General features: G+C 39.0%; 16 protein-coding genes. 3 read left to right on the top strand and 13 right to left on the bottom strand.

Annotated features, from left to right (window positions below):
- The first annotated feature begins 35 nt into the window (after positions 1 to 35).
- Complete coding sequence (locus POV26_RS08855; protein ID WP_272856115.1) at positions 36 to 689, top strand: HAD family hydrolase; 654 nt, start codon at positions 36 to 38, stop codon at positions 687 to 689.
- 69 nt (positions 690 to 758) lie between these two features.
- Here the strand turns inward: POV26_RS08855 and POV26_RS08850 are convergent, their stop codons facing one another.
- From POV26_RS08850 to POV26_RS08800, 11 genes are all read right to left on the bottom strand, one after another.
- On the bottom strand, positions 759 to 2222 hold the full coding sequence (locus tag POV26_RS08850) for an exonuclease domain-containing protein (RefSeq protein ID WP_272856114.1): 1464 nt from the start codon (positions 2220 to 2222) through the stop codon (positions 759 to 761).
- 151 nt (positions 2223 to 2373) lie between these two features.
- Positions 2374 to 2772, bottom strand: coding sequence for a hypothetical protein (locus tag POV26_RS08845; protein WP_272856113.1), 399 nt, complete (start codon positions 2770 to 2772; stop codon positions 2374 to 2376).
- Complete coding sequence (locus POV26_RS08840) at positions 2756 to 3520, bottom strand: class I SAM-dependent methyltransferase (RefSeq protein WP_272856112.1); 765 nt, start codon at positions 3518 to 3520, stop codon at positions 2756 to 2758. The genes POV26_RS08845 and POV26_RS08840 overlap by 17 nt, the downstream gene beginning before the upstream one ends.
- Complete coding sequence (locus POV26_RS08835) at positions 3508 to 4248, bottom strand: DUF2071 domain-containing protein (RefSeq protein ID WP_272856111.1); 741 nt, start codon at positions 4246 to 4248, stop codon at positions 3508 to 3510. Before POV26_RS08835 ends, POV26_RS08840 begins: the two co-directional genes overlap by 13 nt.
- 1 nt (position 4249) lies before the next feature.
- Entirely contained in the window at positions 4250 to 4624 is a 375-nt protein-coding gene (locus tag POV26_RS08830; RefSeq protein ID WP_272856110.1) for a DoxX-like family protein, read from the bottom strand.
- A 2-nt stretch (positions 4625 to 4626) separates the two neighbouring features.
- Entirely contained in the window at positions 4627 to 5652 is a 1026-nt protein-coding gene (locus POV26_RS08825; protein WP_272856109.1) for a DNA cytosine methyltransferase, read from the bottom strand.
- Positions 5652 to 6185 carry a hypothetical protein gene (locus POV26_RS08820; RefSeq protein WP_272856108.1) on the bottom strand — a complete coding sequence of 178 codons (534 nt, stop codon included), beginning with the start codon at positions 6183 to 6185 and terminating at the stop codon, positions 5652 to 5654. The genes POV26_RS08825 and POV26_RS08820 overlap by 1 nt, the downstream gene beginning before the upstream one ends.
- 11 nt (positions 6186 to 6196) lie before the next feature.
- Positions 6197 to 7096: a hypothetical protein gene (locus POV26_RS08815; RefSeq protein WP_272856107.1), complete on the bottom strand. Its 900-nt coding sequence runs from the start codon at positions 7094 to 7096 to the stop codon at positions 6197 to 6199.
- Positions 7086 to 9812 carry a sensor histidine kinase gene (locus POV26_RS08810; protein WP_272856106.1) on the bottom strand — a complete coding sequence of 909 codons (2727 nt, stop codon included), beginning with the start codon at positions 9810 to 9812 and terminating at the stop codon, positions 7086 to 7088. The genes POV26_RS08815 and POV26_RS08810 overlap by 11 nt, the downstream gene beginning before the upstream one ends.
- Before the next feature lie 227 nt (positions 9813 to 10039).
- Entirely contained in the window at positions 10040 to 10285 is a 246-nt protein-coding gene (locus POV26_RS08805) for a Kazal-type serine protease inhibitor domain-containing protein (protein WP_272856105.1), read from the bottom strand.
- A 141-nt stretch (positions 10286 to 10426) separates the two neighbouring features.
- On the bottom strand, positions 10427 to 10867 hold the full coding sequence (locus POV26_RS08800; RefSeq protein WP_272856104.1) for a VOC family protein: 441 nt from the start codon (positions 10865 to 10867) through the stop codon (positions 10427 to 10429).
- Positions 10868 to 11124: 257 nt separating this feature from the next.
- On the opposite strand from POV26_RS08800, the gene POV26_RS08795 reads away from it, so the two are divergent.
- Entirely contained in the window at positions 11125 to 12111 is a 987-nt protein-coding gene (locus POV26_RS08795; protein WP_272856103.1) for a GlxA family transcriptional regulator, read from the top strand.
- A gap of 97 nt (positions 12112 to 12208) precedes the next feature.
- Here POV26_RS08795 and POV26_RS08790 read toward each other — a convergent pair whose 3' ends face one another.
- Together POV26_RS08790 and POV26_RS08785 are read right to left on the bottom strand one after the other, a co-directional pair.
- Complete coding sequence (locus tag POV26_RS08790; protein WP_272856102.1) at positions 12209 to 12433, bottom strand: hypothetical protein; 225 nt, start codon at positions 12431 to 12433, stop codon at positions 12209 to 12211.
- The gene (locus tag POV26_RS08785) at positions 12423 to 12911 is read right to left on the bottom strand and encodes a DinB family protein (protein WP_272856101.1); all 489 of its coding nucleotides are present in this window, start codon (positions 12909 to 12911) and stop codon (positions 12423 to 12425) included. Before POV26_RS08785 ends, POV26_RS08790 begins: the two co-directional genes overlap by 11 nt.
- A gap of 346 nt (positions 12912 to 13257) precedes the next feature.
- Here POV26_RS08785 and POV26_RS08780 point away from each other — a divergent pair, with 346 nt between their 5' ends.
- A complete protein-coding gene (locus tag POV26_RS08780) occupies positions 13258 to 14220 on the top strand; it encodes a helix-turn-helix transcriptional regulator (RefSeq protein WP_272856100.1) in 963 nt (320 codons plus the stop codon).
- Positions 14221 to 14291 lie beyond the last annotated feature (71 nt).

Genomic DNA, 14291 nt, shown 5'->3' with positions numbered 1-14291 from the left:
AGTTTGTTTTCTGTACCTTCGCAAAAAAAGCCGATATGCTAAAAGCTGTACTTTTTGATATGGATGGGGTAATTGTGGATACCGAACCCCTACACCGCAAAGCCTACTTCAGAATGTTTGAGGATATGAAAATTGACGTGGGCCAAGCAATGTATGATTCCTTTACTGGGCAGGCAACCTTGCCTATTTGCAGGACACTTTGCGGGCATTTCGGTATTTCTGAAAGTCCCGAACATCTGGTTGCAACCAAAAGAAAACATTTTAAATATCTTTTTGAAAACGATAACGACCTTGCGCTTTTGGATGGCGTTCACGATTTAATAAAAGATTATCACAGGAACGGATTGACATTGGTTTTGGCATCTTCGGCTTCCATGCCAAACATCAACCGTATTTTTGAGCGTTTCGACCTCGATAAATATTTTAAGGCAAAAATAAGCGGCGCCGATTTGAAGGCATCCAAGCCACACCCCGAGATTTTTTTGAAAGCCGCCGAACTTGCCGGGGAGCACACTGAAAATTGTATGGTAATTGAAGACTCCACCAACGGCATTGCCGCCGCCAAAGCCGCAAATATTTACTGCGTAGGTTTTAAAAGTCCGCATTCCGTAAATCAGGATTACAGCAAAGCGGATAGGGTAATCACGAGTTTTGGTGAAATTGCGTTTTCGAATCTAACGAATTTTTAGGTAATTAGTTCCTCCCTTTGAAGGGGAGGCTGGGAGAGCTTGCCCCGCATTTATTGCGGGGGGATGTATTCATCTCCATTCAGAGAAAATATTGTCTTTCGGTGAGCTTTTCTTAATAGCTTTAATTCTATGCGTTGCGAGCCGAATGGGTTCTTCAAAATAAACCACATTCCGCTCCCCATGCTTTTTAAGATGACTTCGGATAATTGCGTGCGTATGATAACTGGCTGGCTGCAAATTTAAAAAGGGTTCATAATCTTCAATATTGCAAATGGCTTCGCTCTGGTCAAAAAAACCAAAACCTTTGTATTGCCCATCAGCAACCAATGCAAAAGCTATTTCGCCCTTTGTCCTTCCTTTTCCTTGAATGGCAAAACTCTGTTTGTTTTCCTTTAAAGCTTGGATAGCAGCCTCCACTTTTAGATTGTAGCTTTCCACAGTTTCCGTGCCTTCGCAAATGCCCTCACAGTTTTTGATTCGGTAGTGGGAGCATTTTTCAGAAGTGCTCTGCAAGGTGCAAAAACGCGGACATAGTTTAAAAGTCTCGCATATTTCCTCCAACTTCTCAATCGCTTCCGTTTTGTTGTAAAACGTGCCCACCGAATCGTGCAGCACCTTGGTTTTTCCCAATGCAAGTTGGACGATGCCGCGCTGGTTTATATAGCTGATTATTTGATAGGTTGTAGCAGGCCATTTCTGAGCCCGATTGTATTTTGGGTAATGTTTCCGAATGTGTTCCGATTCAACTAACAGCGCCAATAATTCATTTCCTGTAAGTTCGTAATCTATAAAATGCGTTTCCTGCCCAAGCTGGTATTCCTTTGTCTTTTTATCATAAAAATGGCTCAAAACCCGCTTTTTGATGTTCTTTGCCTTTCCGGCATAAATCACTTGGTGTTTTTGGTTTTTGAATAAATAGATACCAGCTTCCTCGGGCAGTTCGTTAATCTGTTCCGTTGGGATGTGCGGGGGAAGCGTAGCCTGTTTGGAACGTGGATTCAAAAAGGAATTAATAGTGCTGAAATCTTCGTCCAACGAAAGCAAGCGTTGAAAGAGGATTACCGTGGCATCCACATCGCCCTCTGCACGGTGGCGGTTGAGGTGCGGAATGTTTATGGTACTGCAAAGCCTTCCCAAACTATAAGACAAATGTCCGGGAATCAATTTGCGCGAAAGCCGGACGGTGCAGAGTTTTTTTCGGTTGTAGTGTTGCCCCAAAAGCCGAAACTCGCCGCGGATTACATTATAGTCAAAGCTCACGTTGTGCGCCACAAACACAGCGTCTTTAGTGAATTCTTCTATTTTTTCTGCAACTTCAAAAAAACATGGCGCATCGGCAACCATTTCATTGTCAATACCAGTTAAAGCCGTAATATGCTGAGGAATGTCCCGCTCAGGGTTTACGAGCGTGGTGTATTTATCCACCACTTCGCCATCCTTCAAAAGGGCGATACAGATTTCCGTAATACGATTGCCGGCAATGCCGCCGCCAGTGGTTTCTACGTCTATAATTGCGAAAAGTTGTGAGTGCATTTTTTGTTTGCTGGGAAAACAAATGTAGGGAAAGAATTTTAAATATTTGGAATATTTCCTGTTAAATGGAAATAATCCATACGGCAAAACCTAACAGGTCTCCAAGACCTGTTAGGTTTAAACTATAAATCAAGAATTTCAGGAAAAAAGATTAGTATAACAATCCAACACTCCAGAACACCACGGTAAAATAAATCCAAAGCAGCGAAAACACAATGTGCACAACACTTTCAAAGCGTTTCCCTTTCCAAAGCTCTTTTGAATAGACGAAGAATTGAAAAAACAGCCGTAACCCCCAAAATACGCCTAAACCCAAACAGATTCTATGTCCCAGTTCCGTGGAAACCAATAAAGATGCCGAGCTCAGGCAAAGCACGCCCATCAAAAAAACCACCAATGCCACGAAGAAAGTGTGCACATACATCATCTGCCTGTTTATAAGGCTCATTCCGCCCAGCTCTTTCGCCCAGTTAAAATATTTGGGAAAGCGAACGTGGACCATGGAAAGAACCATCAAAATCGCTCCTACTATTTTAAGGTGAAGTTCCATCGGGCTCAAGTATAAAGGTGGATATAAAAGGCGTGCATTTGATTTCAGAGGAAATTTTAAAGCCGGAAGTCTTAAAAAGTTTCTTCCAAGAAGCCTTGCTGTAAAAGTGAAAAAAGCCAACGGTATAGGCCAAAAAATTTGGAATATCCCGAAGATGTTCGGTAACTATTATCTTTCCGTTTGGAGCAACAATTCTTCGTAATTCCTTAAAAAACAATTCCCTTTCCTTCATGTCGCGAATTTCATGTGCGGCAAAAATTAGAAAGACAGAATCGGCGCTTTGGTGGGCAAGGGGCAGGGAAGCAGTGGTAATTTGTTGGGTGCCCGGATAGGGCGGATAGGCTTTTCGAGCTCTTTTGATGGAGACTTCGGTATGCTTTTGTGGGTCGTAAAAATCCAAAACGGTCAATTTACTTTTTGGAAACTTTCGCTGCAAAATTTCACTGGTCTCATCAAAACCTGCGTGGATGTTTACCACCCTGCTTTCTTTTTCCGAAGTAAACCTTTCCATCCAATTAAAGCTGTACAAACCGGAAAAATCATAAATATAGCAGGACACGCCGAGTGAAACTAATGTTAAAAAGACAATCATTATCGCAATGGTAAAAACCATTCCGGCAAAGGAATTATTCAAAAAATACCCCAAAAACAATAAGACCCCAACGAAGGCAAGCGCCAAAAGATAAAAGTGCCAGTTGAACCGCACGATATTCCGTACCCCTTGCAAAGGTTTTCTTACAGTTGCCATAGTTCCTTTCTGCCTTTTTTCCACCAATACGGAATGTTTTTAATGATAAAGGCATTGGCGAGCACCATTCCTTTCAATTGTAGCGACTCCAAAAAATCACTGTGCTGTGCTAACACCTTTACGGGCTGTGGCTTCCAGTTTTTCCGCACCCCTTCGATGATAAGCACTTCCTGGGCTTCGGGAGTATAGGTAAACGTAAAGGGCAGCGGGCCGGCGAACTTGCGAGCTTCCTTCCAGTTTTTAAAGGGGGAGTTTTCAGGCAAGGGCACTTCCGTTGTTTCTGTTGCCACCACTACGTTCAATCCAGATTTTTGTGAGTTAATTTGAAGCCGGTCGTTTGTTTCCGTTAAGGTTATATCGGTAGTTGTGTATTTGTAATGTGTAAATATATTCCCGAAAAACGCCATCTTCCGTTTGTTGGTTTCAGATTTCAAGATGTAAAGTCCGCGATATTTCTTGCCTATGGCGCTGGTGTAGCGCACAAATACCCGATAGCCCGTTAGAAAAAAATCATTGCCCAAATATTCCGGAAACCCCTTGGGGCGCAGGTTTTTGGTCTGCACCATGGCCAAGGCGACGAAGCCCCATTTGTCGTCAAAAGTTTCCACTTCCAAACACTTGGGCACCAAATGTGCCAACTGTTCTTTGGGCACGGCGTAGGTAAGAACGAGCGAGCTTTCAAAAAAAGCCTCCACGGCAAAGGGATGGTCTTTTAAAAAGGAAAACATATCAGTGCGCCCGTTTTTTAAGGTGGAATTCGTGTGCGTAAATTACTAAAATAAACAGGAATGCAAACACGCCATTCCATCTTCCCCACAGCAAGAGGTCTGGTGCGTAAATAGACTCCAAGATGTTCATAATTGCAATTACTACAATTTGAAGGATGGCATTAAGCCTACTGCGAAACCCACTGACTATCCAAAAGGCCATACCCGTTTCGGCAAGGCCGATGGCGATGGTTAACGCCCTTCCGTTTTCCAAATGCAAAATGGTTTCTACTATTTCTTGGTGGCGGGGGACTAGGTTTAGGACTTTGCAGAAAAGGCCGTTTATTAGCCAGACTGTGGTGATGAGGTGGGTGGTGGGATTGTTCTTAAATATCAATTTTATTTTAAATGATTTTCCAGATGCTCACGAATATTCAATGATTGATAATAACTAAACTTTGGTGGCAAAGCATTTCCTATCATTAAAGCTATTTTTGAAACTGGAGCGTCGATAGGAAAAATATAATCTGACGGAAAAGATTGTAGTAGGGACGCCTCACGAGCTGAAATATTACGATTCTGTTCTGGATGTAAAAAACGTCCCTTAGAAGGATTTAAACAACCTCCCGTTATTGTTGTAGAATAATTATCCCATCTCAATCTGCCATATACATCATTAAAACCAACATTATCGGCTTTGTGGCATTCAAGTATGTATTCTTTTGGTAGGTCTTTTCTACTTCCTCCGTCTTTTGGTGTTAAGGCAATTCTTTTTTGAACTTTTGGAGTATGCTTGGGAAAAATTTTATGTAATGCATCATTAGATTTTTCAGGATTCGCAAGACTTCCAATAACATCTTTTACTGTCATTTTTTTGGCATTAGGTTCTGCTACCTTTATTTTTCCTAAACGAGAACCAACTAAAACCAATCTTCGGCGGCTTTGTGGAACACCATAATCTTTCACATTTACAACTTTATAATCAATCTCATAATTTAGCTCTTCATTAAGTATTTTAATTGCTTTTTTAAACAAATCATATTCAACAAGGCCAGGCACATTCTCCATCATGATAGTATAAGGCTTTAAAGCTTTTACTAACCTCACATATTCCATTATAAGGTTATTTCGTTCATCATTAACCGGTGTAGTTCTGTTTAGTCTACGAATAGAGGAAAACCCTTGACATGGTGGGCAACCTGCAAGCAAATGAATTATCTTCCCATCTAACTTTCTTTTGATTTCAGCAATTGAAACCTTACGAATATCTTTTGTAATTATGGTAGTATCCGAATGATTTAACTGATAGGCTTTAGATGCTAATTCATCAATTTCCAAAGCAAGTACTGTTTTGAAATTAGCTTGGTGCATTCCTTCTGTTAGACCTCCTACACCACTAAATATGTCGATTGAAAGCAGTTCCATTAACCTAAATAATTAGTCATAATTACGTTTTTATATCCACAATCTTTCATGTATTGAATTGCCATTTGCTTTTTTTCTTCAGTTTCCGGCCGACCATAACGATCTGAAGCAAAATTTACATAAATGTTACCATTTTCACAGAAATGAAGTTCTCCTCCTATATATGCTGGTTTGCATCCAGTAATGTTAGTATGGCAGACATACATTTTTTTAGGTAATTCTTCTCCCCGTAGTACATTCAATGTCTTTTCCCAGATTATCTTAATACTTACATCATCAATTACCCAGAGATAGCATTTTTCTAATAATTTAAATCCATCCATGATTCTATTTTCTTCTAACTCCTGAATAGTAAGCTCATAATATGGTTCTGGTTTATGGTTATTTATACCATCGTGTATATATGGTAAAAACTCTTCATTATGTCCTTCTCCAGGTCTAATTCTTTTAAGCTCAGGTTTTTTTGAGCTTCTCTCAAAAGGCTTAATTAATGGTCCTAAAACTTCAATATGTTGTTTCGTCAATGCTGGCATAATTCATAATGTTAAACTGGCAAAACACCTCTTTCCAATGCGTCTTCTAGTTGAGCAATTGAAAACTTTTTCACTACTTCCAAATAGCTCAATTTTCCATAAGGATGAAATTTTTCCATATCATAATTTTCGTTCGGATTAATTAAAATTTTCTTTTCTTCATTGTAGTACAGGAATCCTTCTGAATCATTTAATATTTTTTCTACTGAAGCTTCATTAATTAAAAAATCAACATTATTCAGTTCGTCAAGTACGTACTGATTTCCTAAAATTCTTTGAAGATATAGAATGTCAGAAGCCGAAAGAAGATAATTGTTAGCTGCAAATTCAATAGGTATACCATCTATTTTAATTTTACCACTATTTGAAGCAGATCCAATAATATATTGAAGAATAAATTCCTCTGCTGAAAATGATGATTTAATTTTGCCACCTTTCATTAACAATTGGAATCTTTCCGAAAATTTAGCAAATTCTGCTATATTTAAAAATGGAGGAATCTCATCCCTTCTTTTAGAATAAACAAATATAAAAGCTTCCCTTGCCGTATGTAAAAGCTCTAATAACCAATTCTTTGCATTAAGGCTATAACTTGGAGCATTCAGATATTCCCAATCATAAATAATAATGTTCGGAATGTTTCCTTGATCAATTGAGTAAAGAGCTTGAGTTGGTGATGTAAAACCCATAAGTTCAATATGACCTTCTTCTTTACAGACAGGATTGGAGACAATATCTTTAATAAGTTGTTGTAATTCCCCTAAATGATTTTCCCAATCGCAATTTATTGCGAGATGATATAGGTCATTTGTTGAGATAGCAGAATTGTATATTCCACGTGCTCTAAATTCAGGGTCCCGAGGAAACTCATCATCAATAATAAAAACGGTTGTTATTGGCTTATTCTTCATATTCGCTTTTTACATTAGAAAAATCAAGTAGAAATTGAGCTCCCGATAAATTCTCTATACGATCTCTTTCTTTAACCAAATAAATATCTCCTCGTTTTTTCATTAAGTTCATATAATGCTTGCATACATATAAGCCTAGACCGCTCTGGGGTTCCTTCAAACTATAGCCTGGCTGAAATAAATAAGGTAAAATCGATTCCGCTATTCCTGGTCCGCTATCTGCAACAATGATTGTTCTGTTTTTTGAATCAAGCTCTAATTTAATTTCTTGTTTTAATAAATCAGGATCATCTAACCAGTAGCAGGAATTGTCAAATAAATTAGTAAGAATTTGATTTACCGCCCCAAATCGAGCAATGACTTGAAAGTCTTCTTCTGAATTATAGGAAATGTTAATTCCTATTTTGTCAAATTGCCATTGAAAAATTGACTTGACATATTCTATAGATTCAGATACTCTAAAAAGTGTGTCCTTTTCATTTCTTAAAGCTCTTAATGGGCTTATTCGCATTAATTCGGATTCAAGAGCTGCCGAGGTATTCTTTAAATCTTCTAATTTAACTTTATCGAATTGCTTTTTTTTAATGACTTCCATAATTCCATAATAGAAGTTAGATGCCACTTTATTGATTTCATGAAGTGCCACAGCAATTCCTAATCCAAAACCTGCTTGCTCAGTTAGCAAATCTTGTACTTCAGTCATAAGCTCAAGGTTCTTTTGCAGATTTTTGGATGATTTTGCGAGGTCGACTAGTTTCTTTTTCCTTTCGCTAATATCCCCTAATTCTGATAAAAGAAGATACGGGTCAGAAACCACATCGTATTTATCATGGATATTAGCTATAATCTTTGAAGATTGCTTAGAGAATTCGTTAAGTGTTCTGGGTTCTCTTATTAAGCCACCTGTCAATTTTGTTAACTCTTCACGTTTGCCCATATAATCCAACTCAACATACTGGACAACCGCTTTTGTTAGTTCTGCCAAATCATGGAAAGCGGTATTTTGAATCATCCCTTCCCTGTTAGTCTTATCAATTAATTCAATATTATTAGACTGTTCTATTTCTATATTTCCTATCATATGATAATAGGAAATTCTCTTTGCTTGTGATATTTGTCTTTGTCTTAATCCTAACCAATCATATTTTGCTCCCCATTCTGCCGGATATACATTTATTCCATCTCGATAAATGGAAAGTCCACCATATTCCTTAAGGTAATCTAAAAATGGTCTATCTGTTTTTTCAACCCAAGGATTATCTCTATACCAAATATCGATATGGATGTAAAAGGAGCCACAAGTAGGTATCTTCCACAATCTTCTACCGTCAATTTCTTTGAGAAAGTATTTCTTATTATGCTTTTTTATATCTACAGTTTCATTTCGTTTCTCAAACCCATTTAACGGTATTTTATCACTGTATGGAGGAGTGAAAAAATAATCGTATTCAAAAATTCCTTTTTCATCTACTATACCATATATCCTGAAAACTTGATTATCCCGGCTAAAGGAAGATTTAGTGCTTAAATTTTTTACTTGAATACAATTGAAATTTACTTTGAATTCCTGAACCTTAATAGTAGGTGGTGGATTCGGACTATTTAATTTGAGAATGGTATTGTTTATTTCATTTATCTCTGCTTCCGTCAATTCAAGACCCTCTCTTCCTCCGTAAATAATTAGCTGTGTTCCTGAGTTTTTTACGCCATAATCCCTTGAAGCTGGTTGACGAGTTAATGATAATCCGACTGAATCTAAATCCATTGGAGCATTATTTTGGGAAATAAAATCATCCCAATTAATTTTTAGAACAAATTCATAGTCATTTTCTGCGATCTTGGATTTAAGGATTAATTTGGAACCTAATCTGTGTGTTGCAAACCTTCCCACACCTTTTTCGCCTAAAGGTATCCTTCCTTTATGTTCCACTTTGAGCAATTTTACAAAACTTTCGAAAGTTTTAAGTTGACCTTTTTTAATTGCAATTTCTTTTTCGGCCTTTAATCGTTGTTTAACGTTTGTCTTAAGGGTAGATGCAGGCCTTAACCAACCTAGTTCAATTTGCTCTTTGGTCATTCCAGATCCATCATCTTCAATTACAATTACAGGACCTTCATACTCATTATATTGATATAAGCTTTCAGTTATTTTTGTTAAACCAGGTACTTTTTCAATTATTACGTTGCAGTATGATGCACCGGCATCAAAAGCGTTTTTTACTAGTTCTAAAATACCAACCCTTTCAGAAGCAATGAGTTGTTCTCCAAGAACCTGGACAAGATGGGCATCGGCTTTGAAATTTAATACGATTCCTCCATCAAGACATAACTCGTCTAAGAACTTAGGTTTAATTCTCCTGACAGCATTGTTATAATTGTAGTAATCAGAGTTATAAAGCTTTTCGAGTATCTCCCCTTTCTCATTTTTGAAATTGACTGGTTGAGCAAACGGACGAAAATCAGTTATCTCTACAAAGTAGTGGTCAGGTTCTCTTTTGTCTTGAAATGGTTGTTTTATTATTTTCCCATATCCATAAAACTCCCCTGCCCCTCTTTTATCTGGCTCATAATATATTATTTCAATAGGAAGATTTTCAAACTGTTTAAGGTAGTTCTTCTTTTCCGTAGCTGGAAAATGATAGAATTTTCCAATAAAGTCATTATATTGGCTGTCATCTCTATATTGTGTTAAAATTAAACAGTTTCTTTCTTTCATTTTATGTACAGAGCAATAAATGATTGAGTAAAATTTTATGATCTTTCAAATATACTCAATCTTTTTTATCGTTTTTAATGATTTTAAACAGTAATTTTTTAGTTTCTCAACTAAACCTCGAAATCCGCATCCCCTATATATATCACTAAAAAACGAAATTCCAACCAAAGAAAAAATGGTGCCAGATTACTGCCTGATGGAGTATAAATTAAAAAGGATGAAAATTGCTATTCCTCCCCACACTCCCCACCAGCCCAAGAAGTAAGCCCAGCCCGTTCAGCCATACATGGGTTGCCATACGTTTTCCCGTCACAGCCACAAACGGGGTTGTATTCCATCGTGCAGGGCCCGTCACTTATTTTGGATGTATCGATACAGGCAACCGTCTTTCCGGCGCCACAAGAGGATATAGCCAGCATCCCCACCAACAGCAGGGATGCGGCAAAACAGGATTTTTTAGGGATAGTAAGCATAGTTTTAGGGTTTATTTGTACCTACTAAAATACGCTAAACTTGCATAACATAATAAGGAAGCTTTGTAATTTCTGCGTATTCGTGCTCAAAAAGAATAGTTTTGGTTTTGTTAGATTATCCCAAATCCCAAATTCACAAACTTACCCTTTAGAAAAATTAATCATCCACTGAATCCCAAACCGATCGCGCAGGGAACCGAAATAGTCGCCCCAAAACATATCGTCCATAGGCATTTCTACTTCGCCGCCTTCTGATAATTCCTTAAACAAACGGTCTGCTTCTTCCCTGCTATCTGGGTGGATGCTTATATAAGTAGTGTCTCCCATCTTAAATGGTCCGTTGCCAAATCCCGGCATAATATCGGAGCCCATTAATAACTCGCTTCCAATGGGAAGCGACACGTGCATTACGCGATTTTTGTGCTCCTCGGCAAGCGGAGGCATTTCATCGCATGCCGGCATATCGCCATAGCGCATTACGCCTTGCCCGGCAAATTCGCCGCCAAATACTTTTTTGTAATGATTGAACGCCGCTTCACAGTTTCCGTCAAAATTTAAATACGGATTTAATTTTGTTGCCATAATTTTTCGGTTTTAAAAGTTTATAAATAAGTAATACGTATTGGAAATTTAATTCTGGTTCTTAAATCTATGTTCGTCCCTCGTCGCTCGTCCCTCGTCGTTTAACAATGTAAAGATAAATAGGAATTCCACGATTCCAGAGGTGCATTTGCGCCAATGTAATGGGTTGATCGCGACACGGTATTTAATTAAATTTGTAGTACCTCCGGTCCCTCCCCTTCGAAAGGGAGGCTAGGAGGGGATGTAAACCATTTTTTATGAAACATATATCAATCTTAGTCCCCGAAGGCAATTCCAGCCTCAGCAATTTGGAGGCAACACATAAAATGTTCAATATGGCGAATGATTTTCTTGTCAAAATGGGGAAGGCGCCTGTTTTCAAGACCCAGCTTGTGGCCACACATAAGGACGCGCGTTTAAGCAACGGAATTTTTACCATTATTCCCGATGCCACCATTGCAGAAGTGAAACAAACCGATTTGGTAATCATTCCAGCCATCCACGGCAATTATGAAAAAGTGGTTGAAGCCAATAAGGACTTTATTCCGTGGATCGTACAGCAATATAAAAACGGCGCAGAGATTGCCAGCCTGTGCATCGGTGCTTTTCTGTTGGCAAGCACGGGCCTTTTGGACGGAAGAAACTGCGCAACGCATTGGATTGCGGCAGATGATTTTAGGGCGATGTTCCCAAAAGTGAATTTGGTGGACGATAAAATAATCACGGACGAGCACGGCCTTTACACCAGCGGCGGCGCTTATTCATCATTGAACCTAAACCTTTATTTGGTTGAAAAGTTCGCGGGCAGGGAAATGGCGGTGCTCTCTTCCAAAGTTTTTGAAATAGACATCAGCCGCAACAGCCAAAGCCCGTTCATCATTTTTAAAGGCCAGAAAAGCCACGATGATGATGAAATATTGAAAGTGCAGGAATTCATTGAAGCCAACTTTCAGGAAAAACTGAACGTTGACGACCTTTGCGCAGATATGGCCTTAAGCCGAAGAACGTTTGAAAGACGTTTCAAAAAGGCAACCAGCAATACGGTAGTGGAATATATGCAGCGCGTAAAGGTAGAAGCCGCCAAAAAGGAACTGGAAAGCGGCCGAAAAAACGTGAACGAGGTAATGTATGACGTTGGCTATAACGATCCCAAGGCCTTCCGCGACGTGTTCCGAAAAATAACCGATATGACGCCACTGGATTATATGAATAGATACCGCAAAATGGCACAAACAGAAACCTAACAGGTTTTCCTCCTTCACTAAAAAGCTTCTGCGGATAAGTAAAACCTGTTCGGTATGGAAAATAGCAATGCTTCGAATTGGTTTAAAAAAGTATGGATTAGTGCAGTTCCTCGCAATAAAAACCCTGATTTCGTAGGGTAGTAGCAATGTTTTCTGCTTTCAGCAGTTGGGTTTCCACCCGGAGAATGTTGTCGCAATCCTCCAGGTCGAAATTCCAATTGCCGTTTTGGCGGGTCAATTTGTCCAGCAAGGGCCGAAGTTTTTTCACTTGGTTCTTCACTGAAACCGATGTTTTAAAAACCAGCACCATACTATCTTTCATAAAAAGCTGGCGGTTCAATACCCAGCGAACGCAGATATACATACCCTTGTCCGCGGTGGTGGATTTCGTTATCGATAAAATAAAATATGGAGGAGATAACGGTGCCTTCATACATTCCAAAAAGCAGAATGTTTTCCTGAAAACGCTCAGTCGGGATCTGTGGCCACAGCATATTGATTTGTTCGGTGGCTTCATCCCAAAGTTGAAGTATTTTCAACTTGCTATTGCCGTGCTCAATTTTTTCATTCAAAGGCTCTGATTTCCCCGAAACAATTTCCTGTATTCCCGGGCCGGCAATGCCCAAAAGCTCCATCGTCATTTCGGCAAAGGTTCGCATGCCCCCAATGGAATGGTTGAAAAATTCTTTTTCGGGAAAGGCTTCAATCGTTCTTCTTGTCAAGTTTCTGTGTCCCTGTAAATGGTTAAGCAATGCTTCCGAAGAAATTACCTGTGCTGTTTTGTTTGCTGTTGCATTCATAATTATGGTTTTTAAGTGATTATTGTTTCTGAAACCAAAATTAATTGGGGCAAGTGACAAGGGTTTGTCAGTAGGAAAAAATAAATTTTCGGCATTTAGTCACCCTTTAGGGTTGGGGCAAAACTAAATGCCGAACGTTTAGGTCATGATTACTTTAGTTCTTTAGGGTTGGGGCAAAACCAAATGCCGAAAATTCAATCATTTTTACCCTAACCCTAAAGGGAATGATTGAATTTTCTATATTCAGCTGTCTTGAAAGCTTTATCAGTTTAAATTTGAAACAAGAAATTAAATGTCAAATTAAAGTTATCATGACGCATTTTACTCGAAACACTATCTTTGAAGCATGAGCGACGCCCCCCTAAACCGTTTTGACAGAATTGTAGCAATCCTGATACAGTTGCAGTCCAAAAAAATTGTAAAAGCGCAGGAATTGGCCGATAGGTTTGACGTAAGCCTGCGCACCATTTACCGCGATATCCGTTCTTTGGAATCATCGGGAGTGCCTATTATTAGTGAGGCCGGAGTGGGCTATTCCATTATGGATGGCTACCGTTTGCCGCCCGTTATGTTTACCCGCGAAGAGGCCAGCAGCTTTGTGGCTGCGGAAAAACTGATGCAGAAATTTACCGATAAAACTTTTGGAGCTTATTACGAATCGGCGATGTTTAAGGTGAAATCGGTTTTGCGCGGAAAGGAAAAGGACTGGATTGATGCGCTCCAGTCCCAAATAATTATAAATCCTGCGGAAACGCTTTTCAATGAAAACATTCCGAACGCTTTGGAAATTCTTTTTGAAAGCATTGCTGAAAAGAGGCAGGTTTATGTGAAATACCAATCGTTGGAAGCTGAAAAGCCTTCCGAAAGATATTTGGAGCCCGTCAATATTTTTCACGAGAACCAGTATTGGTATATTTTGGCCTATTGCCATTTCAGAAAGGATTACCGCCAGTTCAGGACGGATAGATTGCTTCAAATACAGCGGACAGCCCTTCCTTTTAAACTGGAACACGGCACTTTGGATGATTTCAGAAAAAAGGAAAAGGAGTCGCACAAAACGAAAGTGCGTATTCTGGTTGATAAAAGCATCGTAAAGTATATAAAAAGCCACCGAAAAAACTACGGTTTCGTTTCCGAAGAAATAAAAAAGGAAGGCGTGGAAATGACCTTTCTCACCCACAGTGCGGAACACGGTTTTGCCCGCTGGTATTTAATGTTTGGCGATTATGCCGAAGTTTTGGAGCCTGAAAGTTTAAAGCAGCGTCTTTTAAAAATAGTTGAAAACACCAAGCATCGGCTTTCCCGTTAAATGGGGAAGTGGTGCTTCCCCGAATTTTTGAAAAACAACTGATATACCCTCCTTGGGTTATTATGAGTGTG

The organism is Aequorivita todarodis, from assembly GCF_028561335.1.
GTDB lineage: Bacteria > Bacteroidota > Bacteroidia > Flavobacteriales > Flavobacteriaceae > Aequorivita > Aequorivita todarodis.
This window is presented reverse-complemented; position numbering and strand designations above follow the sequence as displayed.

Coding starts and splice junctions, on each gene's coding strand:
- POV26_RS08855 (WP_272856115.1), top strand. CDS start 36: ATGCTAAAAGCTGTACTTTTTGATATGGATGGGGTAATTGTGGATACC.
- POV26_RS08850 (WP_272856114.1), bottom strand. CDS start 2,222: ATGCACTCACAACTTTTCGCAATTATAGACGTAGAAACCACTGGCGGC.
- POV26_RS08845 (WP_272856113.1), bottom strand. CDS start 2,772: ATGGAACTTCACCTTAAAATAGTAGGAGCGATTTTGATGGTTCTTTCC.
- POV26_RS08840 (WP_272856112.1), bottom strand. CDS start 3,520: ATGGCAACTGTAAGAAAACCTTTGCAAGGGGTACGGAATATCGTGCGG.
- POV26_RS08835 (WP_272856111.1), bottom strand. CDS start 4,248: ATGTTTTCCTTTTTAAAAGACCATCCCTTTGCCGTGGAGGCTTTTTTT.
- POV26_RS08825 (WP_272856109.1), bottom strand. CDS start 5,652: ATGGAACTGCTTTCAATCGACATATTTAGTGGTGTAGGAGGTCTAACA.
- POV26_RS08820 (WP_272856108.1), bottom strand. CDS start 6,185: ATGCCAGCATTGACGAAACAACATATTGAAGTTTTAGGACCATTAATT.
- POV26_RS08815 (WP_272856107.1), bottom strand. CDS start 7,096: ATGAAGAATAAGCCAATAACAACCGTTTTTATTATTGATGATGAGTTT.
- POV26_RS08810 (WP_272856106.1), bottom strand. CDS start 9,812: ATGAAAGAAAGAAACTGTTTAATTTTAACACAATATAGAGATGACAGC.
- POV26_RS08805 (WP_272856105.1), bottom strand. CDS start 10,285: ATGCTTACTATCCCTAAAAAATCCTGTTTTGCCGCATCCCTGCTGTTG.
- POV26_RS08800 (WP_272856104.1), bottom strand. CDS start 10,867: ATGGCAACAAAATTAAATCCGTATTTAAATTTTGACGGAAACTGTGAA.
- POV26_RS08795 (WP_272856103.1), top strand. CDS start 11,125: ATGAAACATATATCAATCTTAGTCCCCGAAGGCAATTCCAGCCTCAGC.
- POV26_RS08790 (WP_272856102.1), bottom strand. CDS start 12,433: ATGAAAGATAGTATGGTGCTGGTTTTTAAAACATCGGTTTCAGTGAAG.
- POV26_RS08785 (WP_272856101.1), bottom strand. CDS start 12,911: ATGAATGCAACAGCAAACAAAACAGCACAGGTAATTTCTTCGGAAGCA.
- POV26_RS08780 (WP_272856100.1), top strand. CDS start 13,258: ATGAGCGACGCCCCCCTAAACCGTTTTGACAGAATTGTAGCAATCCTG.